13 protein-coding genes are annotated in these 16,259 nt (G+C 71.9%); 4 read left to right on the forward strand and 9 right to left on the reverse strand.

From position 1 onward, the window contains the following. The first annotated feature begins 27 nt into the window (after positions 1–27). Positions 28–966: a MurR/RpiR family transcriptional regulator gene (locus tag ABT352_RS19485; protein ID WP_350946255.1), complete on the forward strand. Its 939-nt coding sequence runs from the start codon at positions 28–30 to the stop codon at positions 964–966. Here the strand turns inward: ABT352_RS19485 and ABT352_RS19490 are convergent. The 8 genes from ABT352_RS19490 to ABT352_RS19525 form a co-directional block, all read right to left on the reverse strand. Next, positions 925–2,007 (reverse strand): serine hydrolase domain-containing protein, encoded by a 1,083-nt coding sequence (locus tag ABT352_RS19490; RefSeq protein WP_350946256.1) that lies wholly within the window; start codon positions 2,005–2,007, stop codon positions 925–927. The genes ABT352_RS19485 and ABT352_RS19490 overlap by 42 nt on opposite strands. A 107-nt stretch (positions 2,008–2,114) precedes the next feature. Beyond that, complete coding sequence (gene murQ, locus ABT352_RS19495) at positions 2,115–3,041, reverse strand: N-acetylmuramic acid 6-phosphate etherase (protein ID WP_350946257.1); 927 nt, start codon at positions 3,039–3,041, stop codon at positions 2,115–2,117. A 127-nt stretch (positions 3,042–3,168) separates the two neighbouring features. Next, complete coding sequence (locus ABT352_RS19500; protein WP_350946258.1) at positions 3,169–4,197, reverse strand: GNAT family N-acetyltransferase; 1,029 nt, start codon at positions 4,195–4,197, stop codon at positions 3,169–3,171. Beyond that, positions 4,194–5,204: an ABC transporter ATP-binding protein gene (locus ABT352_RS19505; RefSeq protein WP_350946259.1), complete on the reverse strand. Its 1,011-nt coding sequence runs from the start codon at positions 5,202–5,204 to the stop codon at positions 4,194–4,196. Before ABT352_RS19505 ends, ABT352_RS19500 begins: the two co-directional genes overlap by 4 nt. Continuing rightward, positions 5,201–6,559, reverse strand: a complete 1,359-nt coding sequence (locus ABT352_RS19510) for an ABC transporter ATP-binding protein (RefSeq protein ID WP_350946260.1) — start codon at positions 6,557–6,559, stop codon at positions 5,201–5,203. The genes ABT352_RS19505 and ABT352_RS19510 overlap by 4 nt, the downstream gene beginning before the upstream one ends. Before the next feature lie 4 nt (positions 6,560–6,563). Beyond that, positions 6,564–7,508: an ABC transporter permease gene (locus ABT352_RS19515; protein WP_350946261.1), complete on the reverse strand. Its 945-nt coding sequence runs from the start codon at positions 7,506–7,508 to the stop codon at positions 6,564–6,566. A gap of 94 nt (positions 7,509–7,602) precedes the next feature. Further along, positions 7,603–8,610, reverse strand: a complete 1,008-nt coding sequence (locus ABT352_RS19520) for an ABC transporter permease (RefSeq protein WP_350946262.1) — start codon at positions 8,608–8,610, stop codon at positions 7,603–7,605. After that, complete coding sequence (locus tag ABT352_RS19525) at positions 8,607–10,424, reverse strand: ABC transporter substrate-binding protein (protein WP_350946263.1); 1,818 nt, start codon at positions 10,422–10,424, stop codon at positions 8,607–8,609. Before ABT352_RS19525 ends, ABT352_RS19520 begins: the two co-directional genes overlap by 4 nt. Before the next feature lie 464 nt (positions 10,425–10,888). Between ABT352_RS19525 and ABT352_RS19530 the strand changes: the two genes are divergently transcribed. Beyond that, on the forward strand, positions 10,889–11,977 hold the full coding sequence (locus tag ABT352_RS19530) for a cellulose binding domain-containing protein (protein WP_350946264.1): 1,089 nt from the start codon (positions 10,889–10,891) through the stop codon (positions 11,975–11,977). A gap of 127 nt (positions 11,978–12,104) precedes the next feature. Here the strand turns inward: ABT352_RS19530 and ABT352_RS19535 are convergent, their stop codons facing one another. Further along, entirely contained in the window at positions 12,105–12,665 is a 561-nt protein-coding gene (locus ABT352_RS19535) for a ferritin-like domain-containing protein (protein WP_350946265.1), read from the reverse strand. Between the two features lie 81 nt (positions 12,666–12,746). Between ABT352_RS19535 and ABT352_RS19540 the strand changes: the two genes are divergently transcribed. Both ABT352_RS19540 and ABT352_RS19545 read left to right on the forward strand, forming a co-directional pair. Continuing rightward, positions 12,747–13,829, forward strand: coding sequence for a YihY/virulence factor BrkB family protein (locus ABT352_RS19540; RefSeq protein ID WP_350946266.1), 1,083 nt, complete (start codon positions 12,747–12,749; stop codon positions 13,827–13,829). A gap of 319 nt (positions 13,830–14,148) precedes the next feature. Beyond that, on the forward strand, positions 14,149–16,248 hold the full coding sequence (locus ABT352_RS19545; protein WP_350946267.1) for a tetratricopeptide repeat protein: 2,100 nt from the start codon (positions 14,149–14,151) through the stop codon (positions 16,246–16,248). Positions 16,249–16,259 lie beyond the last annotated feature (11 nt).

Genomic DNA, 16,259 nt, shown 5'->3' on the forward strand with positions numbered 1-16,259 from the left:
TCTGATTTATGACATGAAAGGCGCTTAATGAACGTCCTCGACGGCCCCACCCCCGTGAACCTGGTGGCCACGGTGAGGGCCGTCCTCCCCTCCCTCACCCCCGCCGCCCAGTCCATCGCCCGTCTCATCCTCGACGACCCCGGCGTCGTGGCCCGCAGCACCATCACCGAGTTCAGCGCGGCCTCCGGCACGAGCGAGGCCACGATCGTGCGCACCGCGAGGGCCCTTGGCTTCGCCGGATACTCGCAGCTGCGCTTCGCCCTGGCCGCGGCGGTGGCCAGGAACGAGCCGGAACGGCTGGTTCCCGGCGACCTCGGCCCCGACGACCCGCTGACCGACGTGATCGCGAAGGTGGCGAGGGCCGAGTCGGAGGCGCTGGCCGACACCGCGGCCCAGCTCAACCCCGACCGGCTGGGCCTGGTGGTGGAGGCGATGGCCGGAGCCCGCAGGGTCGACGTCTACGGGGTCGGCGCCTCCGGGCTCGTCGCGGTCGACATGGCGCAGAAGCTGATGCGGATCGGCCTGCCGGGTCACGCCTACACCGACGCGCACCTCGCGCTGACCAGCGCGGCACTGGTACGAGGCGAGGACGTCGCGGTGGCGGTGAGCTGCACCGGCGAGACCCCGGACGTGCTCGCGCCCGTGCGCGTCGCGCGGCGGGCCGGCGCCACCACGGTGGCGATCACCAACAACCCGCGCTCCTCCCTGGCCGAGCTCGCCGACCACGTCCTGGTCTCGGCGGGCCGGGAGACCGCTTTCCGGCCGGGCGCCCTGGCCAGCCGGATCAGCCAGCTCCTCATCGTCGACTGCATCTTCGTCGGCGTCGCCCAGCGCACCTTCGAGACCTCCGACGCGGCCCTGAGGGCGACCAGGGACGCCATCGACGGCTTCAGGACCGACTACCGCCGCCGGGGCAGGTCCGGCTCAGGACAGGCGCAGGGCCTCGGCGGCGACGGCGTGGCGTAGGTCGCGGATGCCCGCGCGGCCACGCAGGGGGTGGACGTTGTTGGTCAGCAGGACGACGGTGAGGGCGCGTTCGGGATCGACGACGAGCGAGGTGCCGGTGAAGCCGGAGTGACCGTAGGCGTCGGCCAGCGGGCCGACGATCGCGGGATCGCCGATCCGCACGCCCAGGCCGTGGCGGAAGTCCGCGTCCCTCACGCCGTGGTCGCGGGTGAGCTCCGCGACCGCGCCGGGCCCCAGGACCGGCGCTCCCCCGGTGCGCAACGCCTCGGCGAAGCGGAGGAGGTCGTCGGCGGTGGAGAAGATCCCGGCGTGCCCGGCGACCCCGCCCAGGCCGTGCGCGGTCTCGTCGTGGACCTCGCCGCGCACGCATCCGGGCCCCGGGCGCTCGGGTTTGTGCTCGGTGGCGACGATCCGGGGCAGCAGGGACGCGGCGGGACGATATCCGGTGTCGGGCAGGCCCAGCGGCTCGACCACCCGGGTACGGGCGAGCTCGTCCAGGGAGGCCCCACCGGCGATCTCCGCCACCCGGCCCGCCGTGATCAGCCCGACGTCGGAGTAGAGGTAGCGCTCGCCCACCGGACCGATCGGCGGTGTCGAGAGGATCCGCTCCATGCGCGCGGCGCGGATCTCCGGGCCGTCGCCGGGGATCTCCTCGTGGGCCCTGCGTCCCGGCGGCAGGCCGGCGGTGTGGGTGAGCAGGTGCCGCAGGGTGACCTCGGGGGCACCGCCGTAACGACCGGACAGCCAGGCCGCGACGGGCTCGTCCAGGCCGAGAAGGCCGTCCTCGGCGAGTGACAGGACGACGGCCGTGGTGAAGAGCTTGGTGATCGAGGCGAGGTCGAAGATCGAGTCCCGGAGGGCGGGTGGCCGGTCTCCGGCGAGCTCCTCCGAGGCCGACGAGTAGCGCACGGCCTCCCCCACCGCGGCGGCGGCCACCGTGACACCGCCCACGGCGATCGCGGCCACCGCCGCCGAGCAGACGCGCGGCACGGCCGCCCCGAGGATCCCGGCGAGCCGGGCACCCTCGTCACGCTCGGACATCGTTCCCGCCTCCGGTCCCCGGTCCCGGTCCCGGCTCCGCGCCGGAAACCGGCTCCGCGCCCGGCGTCGCTCTCACGTCCGGCGCCGGCTTCCCTTCCGCCGGAGGTTCAGGCGCCCCTGGCCCGTCCCGCCTCCAGCGCCGCCTCAAGATGGTCACCGTGCCGCTCCAGCAGGACCCGGGCACCGTCGGCGTCGAGGCCGTGCTCGATCATGAGTACCGCGACCTTCACGTGCCATCCGGCGGCCTCCAGCGCGGAGCGGGCGGCCGACGGTGCCGCCCCGGTGATGTCACTCACCATTCTGGCCGCCCGGTCGGCCAGCTTGGAGTTCATCGCCGACACCTCGATCATCGTGTTGCCGTAGGTACGGCCCAGCCTGACCATCGCGATCGTGGAGATCATGTTGAGGACCAGTTTCTGCGCGGTCCCCGCCTTGAGCCTGGTGGAGCCGGTCACCACCTCCGGGCCGACGATCACCTCGATGGGGTGCCGCGCGGCCGCCGACAGCGGGGTCGCGACGTTGCACGACAGGGCCACGGTCAGGGCTCCACGGCGGCTCGCCTCGGCCAGCGCGCCGAGCACGAAGGGCGCGCGACCGCTCGCGGAGACGCCCACCACCGCGTCGAGCGCGCCCACTCCCCGTTCCGCCAGGGCCGCCGCTCCCCCGTCCCGGTCGTCCTCCGCGCCCTCGACCGAACGCGTCAGCGCGGGAGTGCCGCCCGCGATGACACCCTGGACGAGCTCGGGGTCGGTACCGAAGGTCGGCGGGCATTCCGAGGCGTCCAGCACGGCCAGCCGGCCCGACGTCCCCGCGCCCACGTAGAACAGGCGGCCACCCGACCTCATCCTGGCCACGACCGCGTCCACCGCGGCCGAGATCTCCGGAACCGCCTCGGCGACCGCCGCGGGCACCGCGGTGTCCGCGGCGTTCATCAGCCTGGCCACCTGCTCGGTGGGGAGCAGGTCGATCCGGCTGTAGCGCGGATCGCTCTGCTCGGTGGAAAGCGTGGACAGCGTGGCTACTTGATCACTCATGACATCCCATGTCGTTAGTTGTCCTGTCTCACTGCCGTCAACCAGATGATCATCTGGCAGCGAGGAAGTCACGGCCGCGTACCCGGCAGGAACCCGTACATCGGGTCACCCCGGTGTGCCGAGGCCCTCATGACAGCCCACGGCGATAGAGCCAGAAGACCCGCTCGGCGTGCGCGCCGACCGTCCTGGCGTAGAAGCGCAGCGGCCCCACCCAGCCGATCTGGGCACTCGACATGCCCGCGGCCCGCTGCTCGGCGAGACAGCGGCGTACGAGCACGCGACCGACCCCCAGGCCCCGCGCGGCCGGCGCGGTGCCCATCGGGCCGAACCAGGAGGGCCGCGCGCCCCACGCGGCGAAGCCGAGGATCTCGCCGTCCCTGACGGCGTAGTGGCAGCCGGTGGCCTGCTCCGCCTCCCAGGCCCAGTTCGCGTTCCACTGCTCCTCGACGAAGGCCGACACGGCAGCGCGGTCCCCGGGGGCGACGGCGTGCACGGTGACCCCCAAGGCCGCCAGCCGCCCGAGGTCGGCGTCGACGGACAGGTCGCCGGTGAGGTCGGCGGTCATGTTCCAGGCGACGTTGTGGCGCTCGTAGCCGAGGCTCTCGGCCAGGCAGGCCGCCGCGGTGTAGCGCACGTCGATGCCCGGCCAGGCGTAGCAGGGCGGGTTACCGGCGAAGCGCGCCTCGGTCGCCCCCCGGCCGCGCAGCCAGTCCTCGGCCGCGGTGACCAGCGCCCGGCCCAGGCCCGCTCCCCGAGCCTCGGGACGTACGGCGAGCAGGTCGAGATGGCCCGCCCACGGGTCGCGCGCCGACATCGAGGCGAACACCACACCGTCCAGGCCGCGCGTCACCAGCGCCGTCCAGGAGCGGTGCGCGGGCGGCGCGGCGAGACGGGCGACCAGGCTCGCGGCCTCCCCCGCGTCATGGGCGAGAGCGGCACCGGCGATCTCCGCGAGCGCCTCCGCGTCGGCCGCGACGGCCTGCCTGATCCCGGACAGCTCGCGGGTTCCGGACAGCTCGCCGATCTCGGACGCCGCACGGCTTCCGGGCAGATCGCGGATTCCCGTCGCTTCCGGGCTCCTCGACGTCTCAGCGGCCCCCGGCGCCTCGCCCGCACTCCACGACCCCGCCCCGGGTCTCTTTCCCAGCGGGGTCACGGGTGACCGACCGGCATCGCGACGACGTTGCGTGGAGCGGGGTGGAAGCAGGCGTGCTCCTGGGGCGTACCGCCGTCGTGGCCGAGCAGCGGGTGCTCGGACTCGCAGCGGCCGGTACGGAACGGGCAGCGCCGGGCGAACAGGCAGCCTTCGTCGAGGCGGCTCTCGTCGAGCGCCCCGGTCGGCGTCACCGGCTCCTCGCCCGGCCGCTCCAGGCCGTGCAGCACGGGGATCGCCGACAGCAACGACTGGGTGTACGGGTGCACCGGAGCGGAGATGATCGTCTCGACGTGGCCGCGCTCGACGACCTGCCCCCGGTAGATGACGTACAGCTCGCCGTCGTCGCCGATGTAGCGCGCGGTCGCCACGTCGTGGGTGATGAACAGCACGCTCACCCCGAGGCGCTCGCGAAGGTCCTTGAGCAGGGCGAGGATGCCCAGCCGCAGCGATACGTCGATCATGGAGACGGCCTCGTCGGCGACGAGCATCTCGGGGTCGACGGTGAGGGCGCGGGCGATGACGACCCGCTGGCGCATCCCGCCGGAGAGCTGGTGGGGGTAGCGCGGCAGCACGTAGCCGGGGTCGAGGCCGACCAGTTCCAGCAGTTCCTGGGCACGTCCGTCCGCCCACGAGCGTGATCGGCCGGTCTGCGCGGCTCGCAGTGCCAGCGGCGCGTCCAGCGTCTGGTGCACCGTACGGGTCGGGTTGAGCGCCGAGTACGGGTCCTGGTGGATGAGCTGGATCCTGCGGAAGTGGGGCTGGCGCTGCCTCGGACGCAGCGACGACATGGGCGTGCCGTCGATGACGATCTCTCCGGAGTCGTAGCTCTCCAGCCCGGCGATGATCCGCCCCAGCGTGGTCTTGCCGCAGCCCGACTCCCCGATGAACGACACCGCCCCGCCCTTGGGGATGGCGAAGTCGACGCCGCGCAGTGCCTTCACCTCCCGGCCGGCGAGTATGCCGCCCCGCTGCTTGAAGGTCTTCGTGACTCCCTGTCCAGTGATCACGCTTTCTCCCTCGGCCCGTGTGTCCCGGCGGGCCTTCCGGCCCCCCGCGAAACCGCGTCCCGGTCCTCGTGGGCGTTCCCGTTCGTGTTCGCGGCCCCGTTCCCGTTCTTCGTCCCGTTCCCGGCGCCGCCGTCCGTCCCGTCCGTGGCGCGCGCGGCGGCTCCGTCGCCGGTCCGGTGCGCGGTGCGCGCGGCGTTCGCGTCCTCGTCCGCGTGGCGGGCGGCGACGGCGTGGCAGGCCACGATCCACTCGCCGCGCGTGACGGCGGGCGGCTCCTCGGTCTCGCAGACGTCCATGCGCAGCTCGCAACGCTCCCTGAAGACGCATCCCCTCGACGGGACGGTCCCAAGCGTCGGCGGACGGCCGGGCAGTGCCCTCGCCTCCCCGATGTCGCCGACCAGACGCGGGATGGCCCGGATCAGGCCCTGGGTGTAGGGGTGGCGGGGTGCGCCGAGCACCTCGGTGGTCGGTCCCTGCTCCACCACGCGTCCGCCGTACATGACGGCCAGCCGGTCGGCGACCTCGGCCACCACGCCGAGGTCGTGGGTGATGACGAGCGTGGTGAGCCCGCGCTCCTCGTGGACCTCCCTGATGATCCGCAGGATCGTGGCCTGGCTGATCATGTCGAGCGCGGTCGTGGGCTCGTCCAGCACGACGAGATGGGCGTTGAGCACCAGCGCGAACATGATGCCGACCCGCTGGCGCATCCCGCCGGACAGCTCGTGCTGGTGGGAGTCGAGCACGCGCGCGCCGTCCAGGCCCATCCTGCCGAGCAGGTCCTTGGCGTCCCTGACCAGCTCCCTCAGATCCTGGATGTCGTGCGAACGCCCCAGGTCGAGGAGTTGCTTGCCGACCGTCTTGAGCGGGTTGAGGGAGTTCTGTGCCGCCTGGAAGACGTACCCGATGTGCCGTCCCCGCGCCCGGCGCAGATCATCGCCCCGCAACTCCACGACGTCGCCGAGCCCGTCGATCTCCACGCGGCCCGAGCGGATCCTGCCGGGAGGCTGGACCGCGTTCAGCAGCGACAGCGCCAGGGTGGACTTGCCCGACCCCGACTCGCCGACCACCCCGGTGATCGTCCCCGGCACCAGCTCAAGGTCGATCCCCGACACGGCGGGCAGTTCTCCCGCCGACGTCCGGTAGACGACGGACAGGTCGTCGACGCGCACTCCGGGCGGGCCGCTCCTTCCCGCCTCGCGGGAGTTCGCCGCGCCCTGGGCGCTCGCGGTGCTCTCGGTGCTGCCGGTGCCCTCCGGATTCCGGGAGCCCCGGGTGCGCCGGGCGCTCAGGGTTCTCACGGCGGCGGCCAGCCGCTCGCCCGGTGTCACGGACACCTTCTCCGAACGTGCGAACATCTGTTCAGTCCTCCCGCAACCGGGGGTTGAAGATCTCGTCCATGGCGTCGACGACGAGGACGATGCCCAGGGTGAGCAGCAGGATCGCCAGCAGCGGCGCCAGCATGTACGGCAGCGCGGTGGTCGTCGTCAGCGCGCCGCCGCCGAACACGGCGAGGTTGAGCATCACGCCCCAGTTGTTGGCGTCGAACGGCAGGACCCCCAGGAAGAACAGGCCCACCTGCGCGTACACCGCGCCGGTCACCGCGATGAGCATGTTCATCGCGATGAAGGGAGCCATGCTGGGCAGCAGTTCCCTGCCGACGATGTGCCTGCCGGACAGGCCGAGCCCTCTGGCCGCCTCGATGAAACCGCGCTCGCGCAGCGAGAGGGTCTGCGCCCGTACGGCGCGCGCCACACCGCCCCAGCCGAGGAGCCCGAGCACCAGGCCCATCTCGAGCGCGCTGGTGAACTTCCAGACGGTCGACAGGACGAGCAGCAGCGGCAGGGCGGGGATGGTGAGCTTCATGTCGGTGATCCGCATGAGCACGGAGTCCCAGCGCCCGCGCCGGAACCCCGCGAAGAGCCCGACGGCGGTGCCGACGGCCACCGTGATCACGGCGGTGACCAGCGCGGTCAGCAGGACGTACCGGGCCCCGGTGACCACCAGGGCGAGCACGTCCGTGCCCTCGAAGTCGGTGCCGAAGGGGTGTGCGAGGCTCGGCGCGGCGTAGAGCGCGTTGTCGTCGCGCGGCAGCCGCGCGGGGTAGAGCAGCGGCCCGAAGATCCCCATGAACGCGAACATGGCCAGGATCGCCACGCCCACGATCCGGCTGGGCTTGCGCCGCAGGACCCGCCAGACGCCGCGCCGGAAGTTGCGCCGCAGCGTCGCGCGGGTGCCGGCGATCCCCGGGGTCCCCGGGGTGCCGGGTGCGCCGGGGGCGCCACCCGTGATGACCGGTGCCGTCACGCGATCACCCCCGTGGTGCGGGTGTACGGGCTCGTGAGATCCGCCGCCCGCGTGCCGGAAAGGCGGTTTCCCACGGCTCCCCTGATTCGTCCGGTCATGACGCCTCCTGTCCGGAACGGACCCGTGGGTCGATGGCGGTGTAGAGCATGTCGGCGACGATGTTCGCGATGACGATCGCCACGGTGATCAGCAGGAAGGCCCCGCCCATCAGCGCGTAGTCGCGGTCGGTGATGCTGTTGAGCAGCAACAGGCCGAGCCCCGGGTAGGTGAAGATCCGCTCGATGAAGATCGCGCCGCCGAAGAGCAGACCCAGCGAGAGCGCGAGGATGGTGAACAGCGGCAGGATCGCGTTGCGCGCCACGTAGCGGAAGATGACGCCGCGCTTCATGCCGCGCAGCTCGGCGGCGAGGATGAAGTCGTCGCCCAGCACGGTGACCACGCTCGACTTCATCGCCAGGATCCAGCCCCCGTATCCGGCCAGCGCGTAGGTGAGGATCGGCAGCGTGGCGTACTGGATCAGCGAGCCGATGTAGGGAGCGTTGAGGCCAGGTTCGAGCGTGACGTCCGCCGTGCCGCTCGCGGGGAAGATCGGCAGCAGCGTCGTGAAGACCGCGCTCAGCAGCAGCGCGAGGACGTACTGCGGCAGGCCGTGCAGCAGCGAGCCCGAGACGGCCAGGATGTCCCCCAGCTTGCTCGACCGCTTGATCGCCGCGTAGACGCCCAGGATGATGCCGACCGCGAAGCTGAGCAGGGTTCCGATGAGCACCGGCAGGATCGTCCACGTCGCCGCCGAGGCGAGCAGGGTGGTCACCTCCGCGCCGGGAACGCTCAGCGACTGGCCGAGGTCGAGGTGGAGCAGACCTCTCATGTAGTCGACGTACTGCTCCCACATCGTGCCCTTCGGCATGAACCCGTACAACACCGCGACGGCGCGTTCGGCCTGTTCCGGCGACATGCCCTGCTCGACCAGCTTCTCGTAGCGGGCCCGCATGGGGTCTCCGGGGATGTTCCTGATGATCACGAAGCTGATCGTGGTGACCACCAGGATCATGGCGAGCCCGCGGACGAGGTGGCCCGCGAGGCGGCGTGCGATGACCGTCATATCTGGCTCCTCCTCTTGATCATGCCCAGCTGGAGCCAGACCCCGGAGGTGAGACGCAGCGCGTCGCTGTCGTCGCCGGGGAATCCGGTGAAGCGGGTGGTGTTGACGACCTGGGTGTTGACGTAGTCCCACAGCTGGATCACCGGGAGGTCCTGGTTGGCGGTCCTGGCGAGGGTCGAGACGATGCCCCGCTGCTCCGCCTCGGGCACGGAGTTCAGCTTCACCGCCAGCTCACCGGGATTGACCCTGCCCACGCCCTTGACGTCGATGATCTCGGCGCCGCCCATCCAGTTGCCCTCCGTGCCGGGGGCGACGTGCTTGAGCCTGCCGCCGAAGAGCTGCCAGCCGTTCTGCGCGCCGTACAGACGCTGGAAGATGTTGTACGGGGCCGGGCCGAGCGCCACCAGCCAGAAGCCGAGGTCGTACTTCCCCGCCGCCATCTCCTCCAGGTAGAGCGGGTAGTCGGCGGTGGTGACGACCTGCGCGTCGATCCCGGCGTCGTTGAGCTGGCTGGTGACGGCCTTGGCGCCCGCCAGCCAGTCGGAGAAGGAGGCGGGCACGTTGATGGTCATCTTCCAGGGGCTGCCGTCGGGCATCGTCCACCTGCCGTCGGCCTTTCTCATCCCCGCGGCCCGCAGCTCGCTCTCGGCCCTGGCGGGGTCGTGCCGGTAGGGGTCCAGGGCTGCGATGCCGTTGCCCAGCCACGCCTTCGCGGCCTCCTCGTGCAGGCCGGAGGTGGTGGCCGAGGCGGCGCCCCCCTCGGGGGAGGCGACCTTGGTGACCTGCGCGCGGTCGATCAGGTACGCCAGTGCCCGGCGTACGTGCACGTTGTCGTAGGGCTTCCTGGACTGGTTGAACGCGAGTCCCATGCTGACCGGCGAGTATCCCCTCACGATGGTGTTTCCCGGGGTCTCGGTGATCCGCCGCATCACCCCCGCGGGGACCGCGGTGAACGGGGCGTTGTCCAGCCTGCCGGAGACCAGGTAGTTCCAGACCTGCTCGTTGCCGGTGTAGTTGAGGATGCGCACCTGGTCGGCGGCGACGTTGGCCGCGTTGTAGAAGTTCTCGTTCTTGACCAGCAGCGCCTCGCCCGGGTTGACGCGCTTCAGCACGAACGGCCCGGCCGAGACGTCCCTGGGCGGGGCGAAGGAGATCACCTTGTCCGCGAGGCTGGTGATCCCCGCCCGTGCCACCTCCGCGCCGGGGGCGTCGCTCTGCGCGAGCTTCAGCTTCTGCCAGAAGTCGGCGGGCAGCACGCCGCGCCAGACGTGCTCCGGGACGATGACGGTCTCCATGACGCTGCGGACGAAGGAGGAACTCGGGTTCTTCGCCGCCTGGGTGATCTTGATGGTCCGATCGTCCACGATCTTGATGTCGGAGGCCGTACCGGCCGCGGAGGGGTCGAGGGCGTAGGCGGTGCCACCCTGGGTGTAGGCCACGCCGATGGAGAACCTCACGTCCTCCGCGGTGATCGGCTCGCCGTCGGACCACTTGCCGTTCGGGCGGAGCTTGAGGGTGATCGAGGACTGGTCGGGGGCGACCTGCCAGCTCTGCGCGACCCCCGGGTAGAACCGGTTCGGATCGGTCAGGTGATTCTTGGTCCACCCGAGCCACTCGGCGTTGAACCCCCGGAAGGCGTTGCCCTTGGGGTTGTACGGGTTGACCGGCGCGTTCGCGTCGATGCCCGGCTTGAGCGCGTCGATCGTGGTGAAGACGTCACCGGCGGAGCTGGCGGAGTCGGCTGTGTTACCGCCGCACGCCGCGGTGGCGGCTGCGAGGCAGAGGGAGACCGCTGCCGCTGCTAGTCGCTTCATGAACGCTCCGTTGGGTGTTCTTCGAGGTCAGGGCACTGATACCGAGGTGTGGCGTTGTCCGGACAATACGTTCGCCCTGCCGTCGGCGTCAATTATCTCCACTTTCGTGATGCTCTCTGTAGCTTTCCTTCACCGGCCGCCGGCCGAGGTTTCACCCCCGCGCCGATCACCGTCGGCCCCGTGTGGAGCGGGCGATCCGATCCGCGCGGAGAAGATCCGGTCCGCGCGCGGGGAGGTGGACGATCTCACCGGGGTGTGAGGCCGCCCAGCGGCCCCGGACCCGGCCCCGTCCGGAAGGCACAAAGGACACGGAAGGCCGCGAGACACGAGAGCGGGCTGAAAGTTACACCCTCCCGGCGAGAACCGCGCAGGTCAGGACCCCGCGGACGCGGACGGCTTCCTGCCCCCGCCCGGGACGCCTAGCATCGGCCCGCAGCCGGGCGAGACCGAGGCGGGAGCGGAAGATGCGAAGAACGGCACGCGGAGGCGGCACGATTCTCACGGTTCTGGCGACCGCGATGGCCGCGGTCGTGACCCTGGGACTCCTGCTCGCGGGCACCGCGGTCCCCGCGCAGGCGGCGGCCACCAGGATCATGGCACTCGGGGACTCCATCACCGGCTCCCCCGGATGCTGGCGCGCCCTGCTGTGGAACCGCCTCGTGAACGCGGGGCACACCGGCATCGACTTCGTCGGCACCCTGCCGCCCCAGGGCTGCGGCGTCGCGCACGACGGGGACAACGAGGGACACGGCGGGGCGCTGGTCACCAACGTCGCCGACCAGAACCAGCTTCCCGGCTGGCTCTCGGCGACCAGGCCCGACATCGTGATGATGCACTTCGGCACCAACGACGTCTGGAGCAACCGCCCGACCGCCACCATCCTGTCCGCGTACGGCAAGCTGGTGGACCAGATGCGGGCGAGCAACCCCGACATGAAGGTCCTCGTCGCCCAGATCATCCCCATGAACCCCGGCACGTGCGGTGAGTGCGCACAGCGGGTCTCCGCGCTCAACGCGGCGATTCCCGGATGGGCCGCGAGCAAGACCACCGCGCGGTCACCGGTGATCGTGGTCGACCAGTGGACGGGCTTCACCACCGGGTACGACACCTACGACGGGGTGCACCCCAACGCGTCGGGCGACCAGAAGATCGCCGACCGGTGGTTCCCCGCGCTGGCCGCCCTGCTCGGCTCCGGGCCGACCACCACCCCGACCCCGACGATCACTCCGACGCCGACCGTCACGCCCACGGCGGGCCGTGGTTGCACCGCCGTCTACCAGACGACCAACCAGTGGTCGGGCGGCTTCCAGGGCGAGGTGACCGTCAAGAACACCGGCCCGGTGGCCATCACCGGCTGGACGGCGAACTGGACGTTCACCGGGCGGCAGATCAACCAGGCGTGGAACGCGACCGTGACCCAGTCGGGAGCCGCCGTCTCGGCACGGAACGCCACCTGGAACGGCTCCCTGGCACCCGGCGCGACCGCGGTCTTCGGCTTCCTCGCCTCGGGGCCGGGCTCCCCCGTCCCCGAGGTGTCCTGCACGGCCGACTGACCCGCGGGGCCCCGCGCCGGAGTCCCCTCCCGGCCCCGGCGCGAGGGGCCGTGCGGGACGCCGACCGGCGCGAACACGAGCGGCTCCCCGGCCATTTGAGGCCCGGGGGCCCGCTCGTGTCCGCGCCCTACGACGCTTCCCCGCCCTGGCTCAGGGCGCCGGGAAGCCTCTCCAGCAGGCTCTTCAGATCGTCGGCGTGCTCCTCTTCCTGGGCGAGCAGGTCCTCGAAGACGCGCCTGGTCGTCACGTCGTCGTTGCCGAGCCAGTTGACGATCTCCGTGTAGGAGGCGATCGCGATCCGCTCCGCGACCAGGTCCTCCTTGACCATCTCGATCAGGTCGAGGCTGTCGTCGTACTCGGCGTGCGAGCGCGCCGCCAGCGTCTCGGGGTTGAAGTCCGGCTCGCCACCGAGCTGGACGATGCGCTGGGCGAGACGGTCGGCGTGCTCCTGCTCCTCGGCGGCGTGCTCCAGGAACTCCGCGGCCACCACCCCGGCGTGGATACCCGAGGCGGTGTAGTAGTGCCGCTTGTAGCGGAGCACACAGACCAGCTCGGTCGCCAGGGCCTCGTTGCACACCTGGATCACCCGGGGCAGGTCCGCGCCGTAGGCCGACGTGATGGGACCCTTGTCGATCTCCTGACGCGCCCGCGCCCGGAGCTCCTTGATATCTGTGAGGAATTCAGCCATGAGCCTGCCCTACCCAGAATCGGCGGGTTATCCAGCACCTTTTGTTCGCGGTGTCGCTTTCTGGGTAGCCACCCGCTCGACATGGGAACAGCGACGAAGGTCCCGCAGACGCGGACCATGAACGGTGAAGAGCTCTCGGCCGACCACGCCTGGGCCGCCCTGCGCGAATACGGCCGCTGGCATCTGGTCCGCGACTCCTTCAGCAGGTTCAGATACGGCGAGGGCATGACCAACGCCAGGGCCCTGGCGTTCCAGGTCTGCCTGTCGATCATCCCCGGCGCGATCGCGCTGGTCGGGCTGAGCTCGGTGATCAACCAGGAGCATCTCGGCGAGGTGCTGGAGCTGGTCCTGAGCAAGCTCGCGCCGGGGGCGGGGGTGGAGGCGGTCAAGGACGTGCTCTCCGACAGCCACCGGCAGGCGGGCCGCACCGGGGGTGTCATCGCGCTCTGGCTCGGCCTGGCCACCGCCGTGTCCTCGCTGACCAGCGCCATGGCCCAGGTGGAGCGGGGGGCGAACCGCATCTACGGCGTCGAGCGGGACCGTCCCTTCCATCGCAAGTACGGCAGGGCTCTGCTGATGGCGCTGACGGCCGGCGCCTTCATGACCGCCGGTTTCGTGGTGATGGTCGGAGGCGGCGCCATCGGCAGGGCCCTGGCCCAGGTCTACGACTGGAGCGACGGCGCCAGGGAGGCGTTCGACCTGGTGCGCTGGCCGCTCGGCTTCCTCCTCGCGCTGCTGTCGACCTCGGTGCTGTTCCGCGCCGCACCGCGCAGGAGGCAGCCCGGTCACACCTGGCTGGCGTTCGGCGCCCTGGTCTCGCTCGTCCTGTGGACGGTCTTCACCCTCCTGCTCGCCTTCTACACCGAGAGCAGCGGCACCTTCGGCGCCACGTACGGACCGCTCACGGCCGTCATGGCGCTGCTGCTGTGGTCGTTCCTCAGCTCGATCGCCCTCTTCCTGGGGCTGGCGTTCGCCGCGCAACTGGAGGCCGTCCGCGCCGGGCGGGCGGATCCCGTTCACCCCGACCCCGGTCCCACCGCGGCCGAGGAGCGAGAGCCCCTGGTCGGCGCGGTGGGTACGGCGGCCGTCACGATCGCCAGGACGCTCGTGGGAGCCCTGCGCGGGCGCCGGCGGGAATCGGGGAACGGGCCGCCTCGTCCGTAGCGGCTCATCCCTGAAGGCCCGCCCGTAGCGGCCCGCCCATAACGGTGCGCCCGTAGCGGCCCGTCCGTAGGCGACCCGTTCCACGACGACCGGCCGCTCCGCCGTCTCGTCCCACCCTGCCCCGTCCGGGGCGCCGCGTGATCATCGGAGGATCTCAAGGTCCCCCGGTGCTCCGGAGGGTGGCTCCCCCGGGCGCCCGAGCGTGATCTGGAAAACCAGGCGTGACATCGGGATACCCATCTCGATAGTCAACTCATCAACCAAGAGCCTCTTCCACCATAGTGAGATATATTCATGTGCGGATCCGAAGGGGGCGAGGGTGTCGGCACAGGAACGCAGGCTCGCGGCCATCGCGGCGGCATCGGCCGACGCCTTCCGGAGCGGCGACTACCACCAGGTGAGAGCCGAGGACGTCGCCGAGCGGGTCCGGCTGCCGCGGGGCACCGAGGGCGACAGAGGCCGCAGCGCCGTCTGGCTGTACAACGAGGTCAGGAGCCGGCGCGTGCTGGTGGCCCTCGCGGTCAAGCACGCCTTCGACGAGTTCACCTCGGACGACCTCGCGCCCGAGCCGCCGCGCTCCCTGCTCGACGCGCGGCGCCTGGTCACGGCCGCACTGCGCAGAGTGGCGCGCTTTCACCAGGTGGAGCGCTTCATGCTGGCCCAGGTGCGCCTGGGCATCGGTGACATCTCCACCTCCGAGAAGCGCCCGTCGGCCGGGCAGAGCCAGCCGGTGTGGGAGACGACGGAGGTCTACGGCGCCACCGCCGCCGCGGGGTGGGAGGGCCGCGTCACCGCGTACGCGCGATTTCTGGAGCCCCGGCTGGAGCTCGCCGCGCTCGCGGTCGCCGTTCCGTCCGCGGGGTGGGCCGCGGCGAGTGCCGAGCGCCTGTCCGAACTCGCCTTCCGGTCGATGGCCGACGATCCCGAGGGAGTGGCGGAGCACCAGGCGACCGCGCTCTGCGCGCACTGGTTCGCCCGCGACCTGTTCCCGCTGGCCGGGGAGTGGGCCGAGCGGCTGCACACCGCCGAACGGGCCGCCGAGCTCGCCGAGCGGATGGACTCCGGCGGCCGTGCCAGGAGCCGTGCCCTGGAGACGGTCCTGCAGGTGCTGCTCGACGGCAGCCCTCTGCTGGCGCGGGCGGCGGAGGTCGGCGGCGAGCTGGCCGACCTGCTGGCAGCCGGTGACCTCGACCCGCGCACCCTGTGCGACGTGACCAGCAGGCAGGGTATCGCCCTGCTGCGCCTGGGCGACCTGCCGGGCGCGAGGTCGTGCTTCGAGCGGTCGCTGCGGGTGGCGGGAGGGCTTCCCGCCTCCGCGGACGCGACGTCGCTCGGCGCGCGGGCCCGGCACAACCTCGCGGAGGTGCTGGTGGAGGCCGGCCGTCCCTGCGAAGGGCTGCGCGAGCTGACGAAGGTGAGCGAGCAGCGCGTCGAAGGTGTCCCCGCCACCGGGGTCACCCCGGCGTGGCGGGGGTTCACGCTCACCCGGCAGGCGATGGCCAGGGCCGCCTCCCGCGCGGGCCGGATCGTCACCGGCGTGACCCTGGCCGAGGCGACGCTCGCCGACCGCGAGCAACGCCTCGGTCCCGACAGCGTCAACACCGCCTCGGCCAGGGTGACCCTCGCCGAGGCCCTGCTCGCGGCGGGCCAGCCCGCGCAGGCGCGTCACCACCTGACCGAGGCGCTCCGGCTGCGGACGCAGCACCTGCCGCCCGAGGGCTACTGGCCCCAGTACGACACGGTGCTTCTGGCGGAGATCGAGCTGACCGCGGGGTTCCCCGCGCAGGCGGTGCGGCTGCTCACCGGGGTCACCGTCACCACGGAGTGGTTCGCCCGGCAGGTCTCGCCCCGGCTGGGCGCCGAGGCGACACTGGTCCGCGCCACGGCCCTCACCGCCTCGGGCGAGCCCGCCCAGGCTCTCGCCGCCCTGCGTACGCTCCCGGACGAACGACCGGTGCGTCGTGCCCAGGCCGCCGCGCAGCTGGCCCTGGGCGACGCGGCCGGGGCGGCGCGGGTGCTCGCCTCCCTCGCGAAGGACGAGCACGACATGGACGACGACTTCCCCGGCCAGGCCGAGCGGCTGCTGCTCGCCGCCCGGGCCGCGTACGCCCTCGGTCTGGAGGACGAGGCGGAGACCACCGGCGCGGCGCTCGTCGCCATGGGCGAGGACGTGCTGGAGGCCTCACACCCGCTGGTTCTCGCCGGGCGCCTGGACCTCGCGCTGCGCCGGATGGGCTCGGGAAAGGTGGAGGAGGTAGCGCCCCTGCTCGCTCCCCTGCTCGACCGCCGCCCGCTGGCTCACGGCCGCCCGCCCCTGGGCGACGGGCACCCGCTGCTGGCCGAGGCCCGGTCGGTGGCCGCACGGGTGGGCGAGCCCACGTCGAGCACCCCGGAGGACCGTCTGTGGGAGGACGACTGACCGTGCCGTCC

Source organism: Streptosporangium sp. NPDC000563 (assembly GCF_040299985.1).
Classification (GTDB): Bacteria; Actinomycetota; Actinomycetes; order Streptosporangiales; family Streptosporangiaceae; genus Streptosporangium.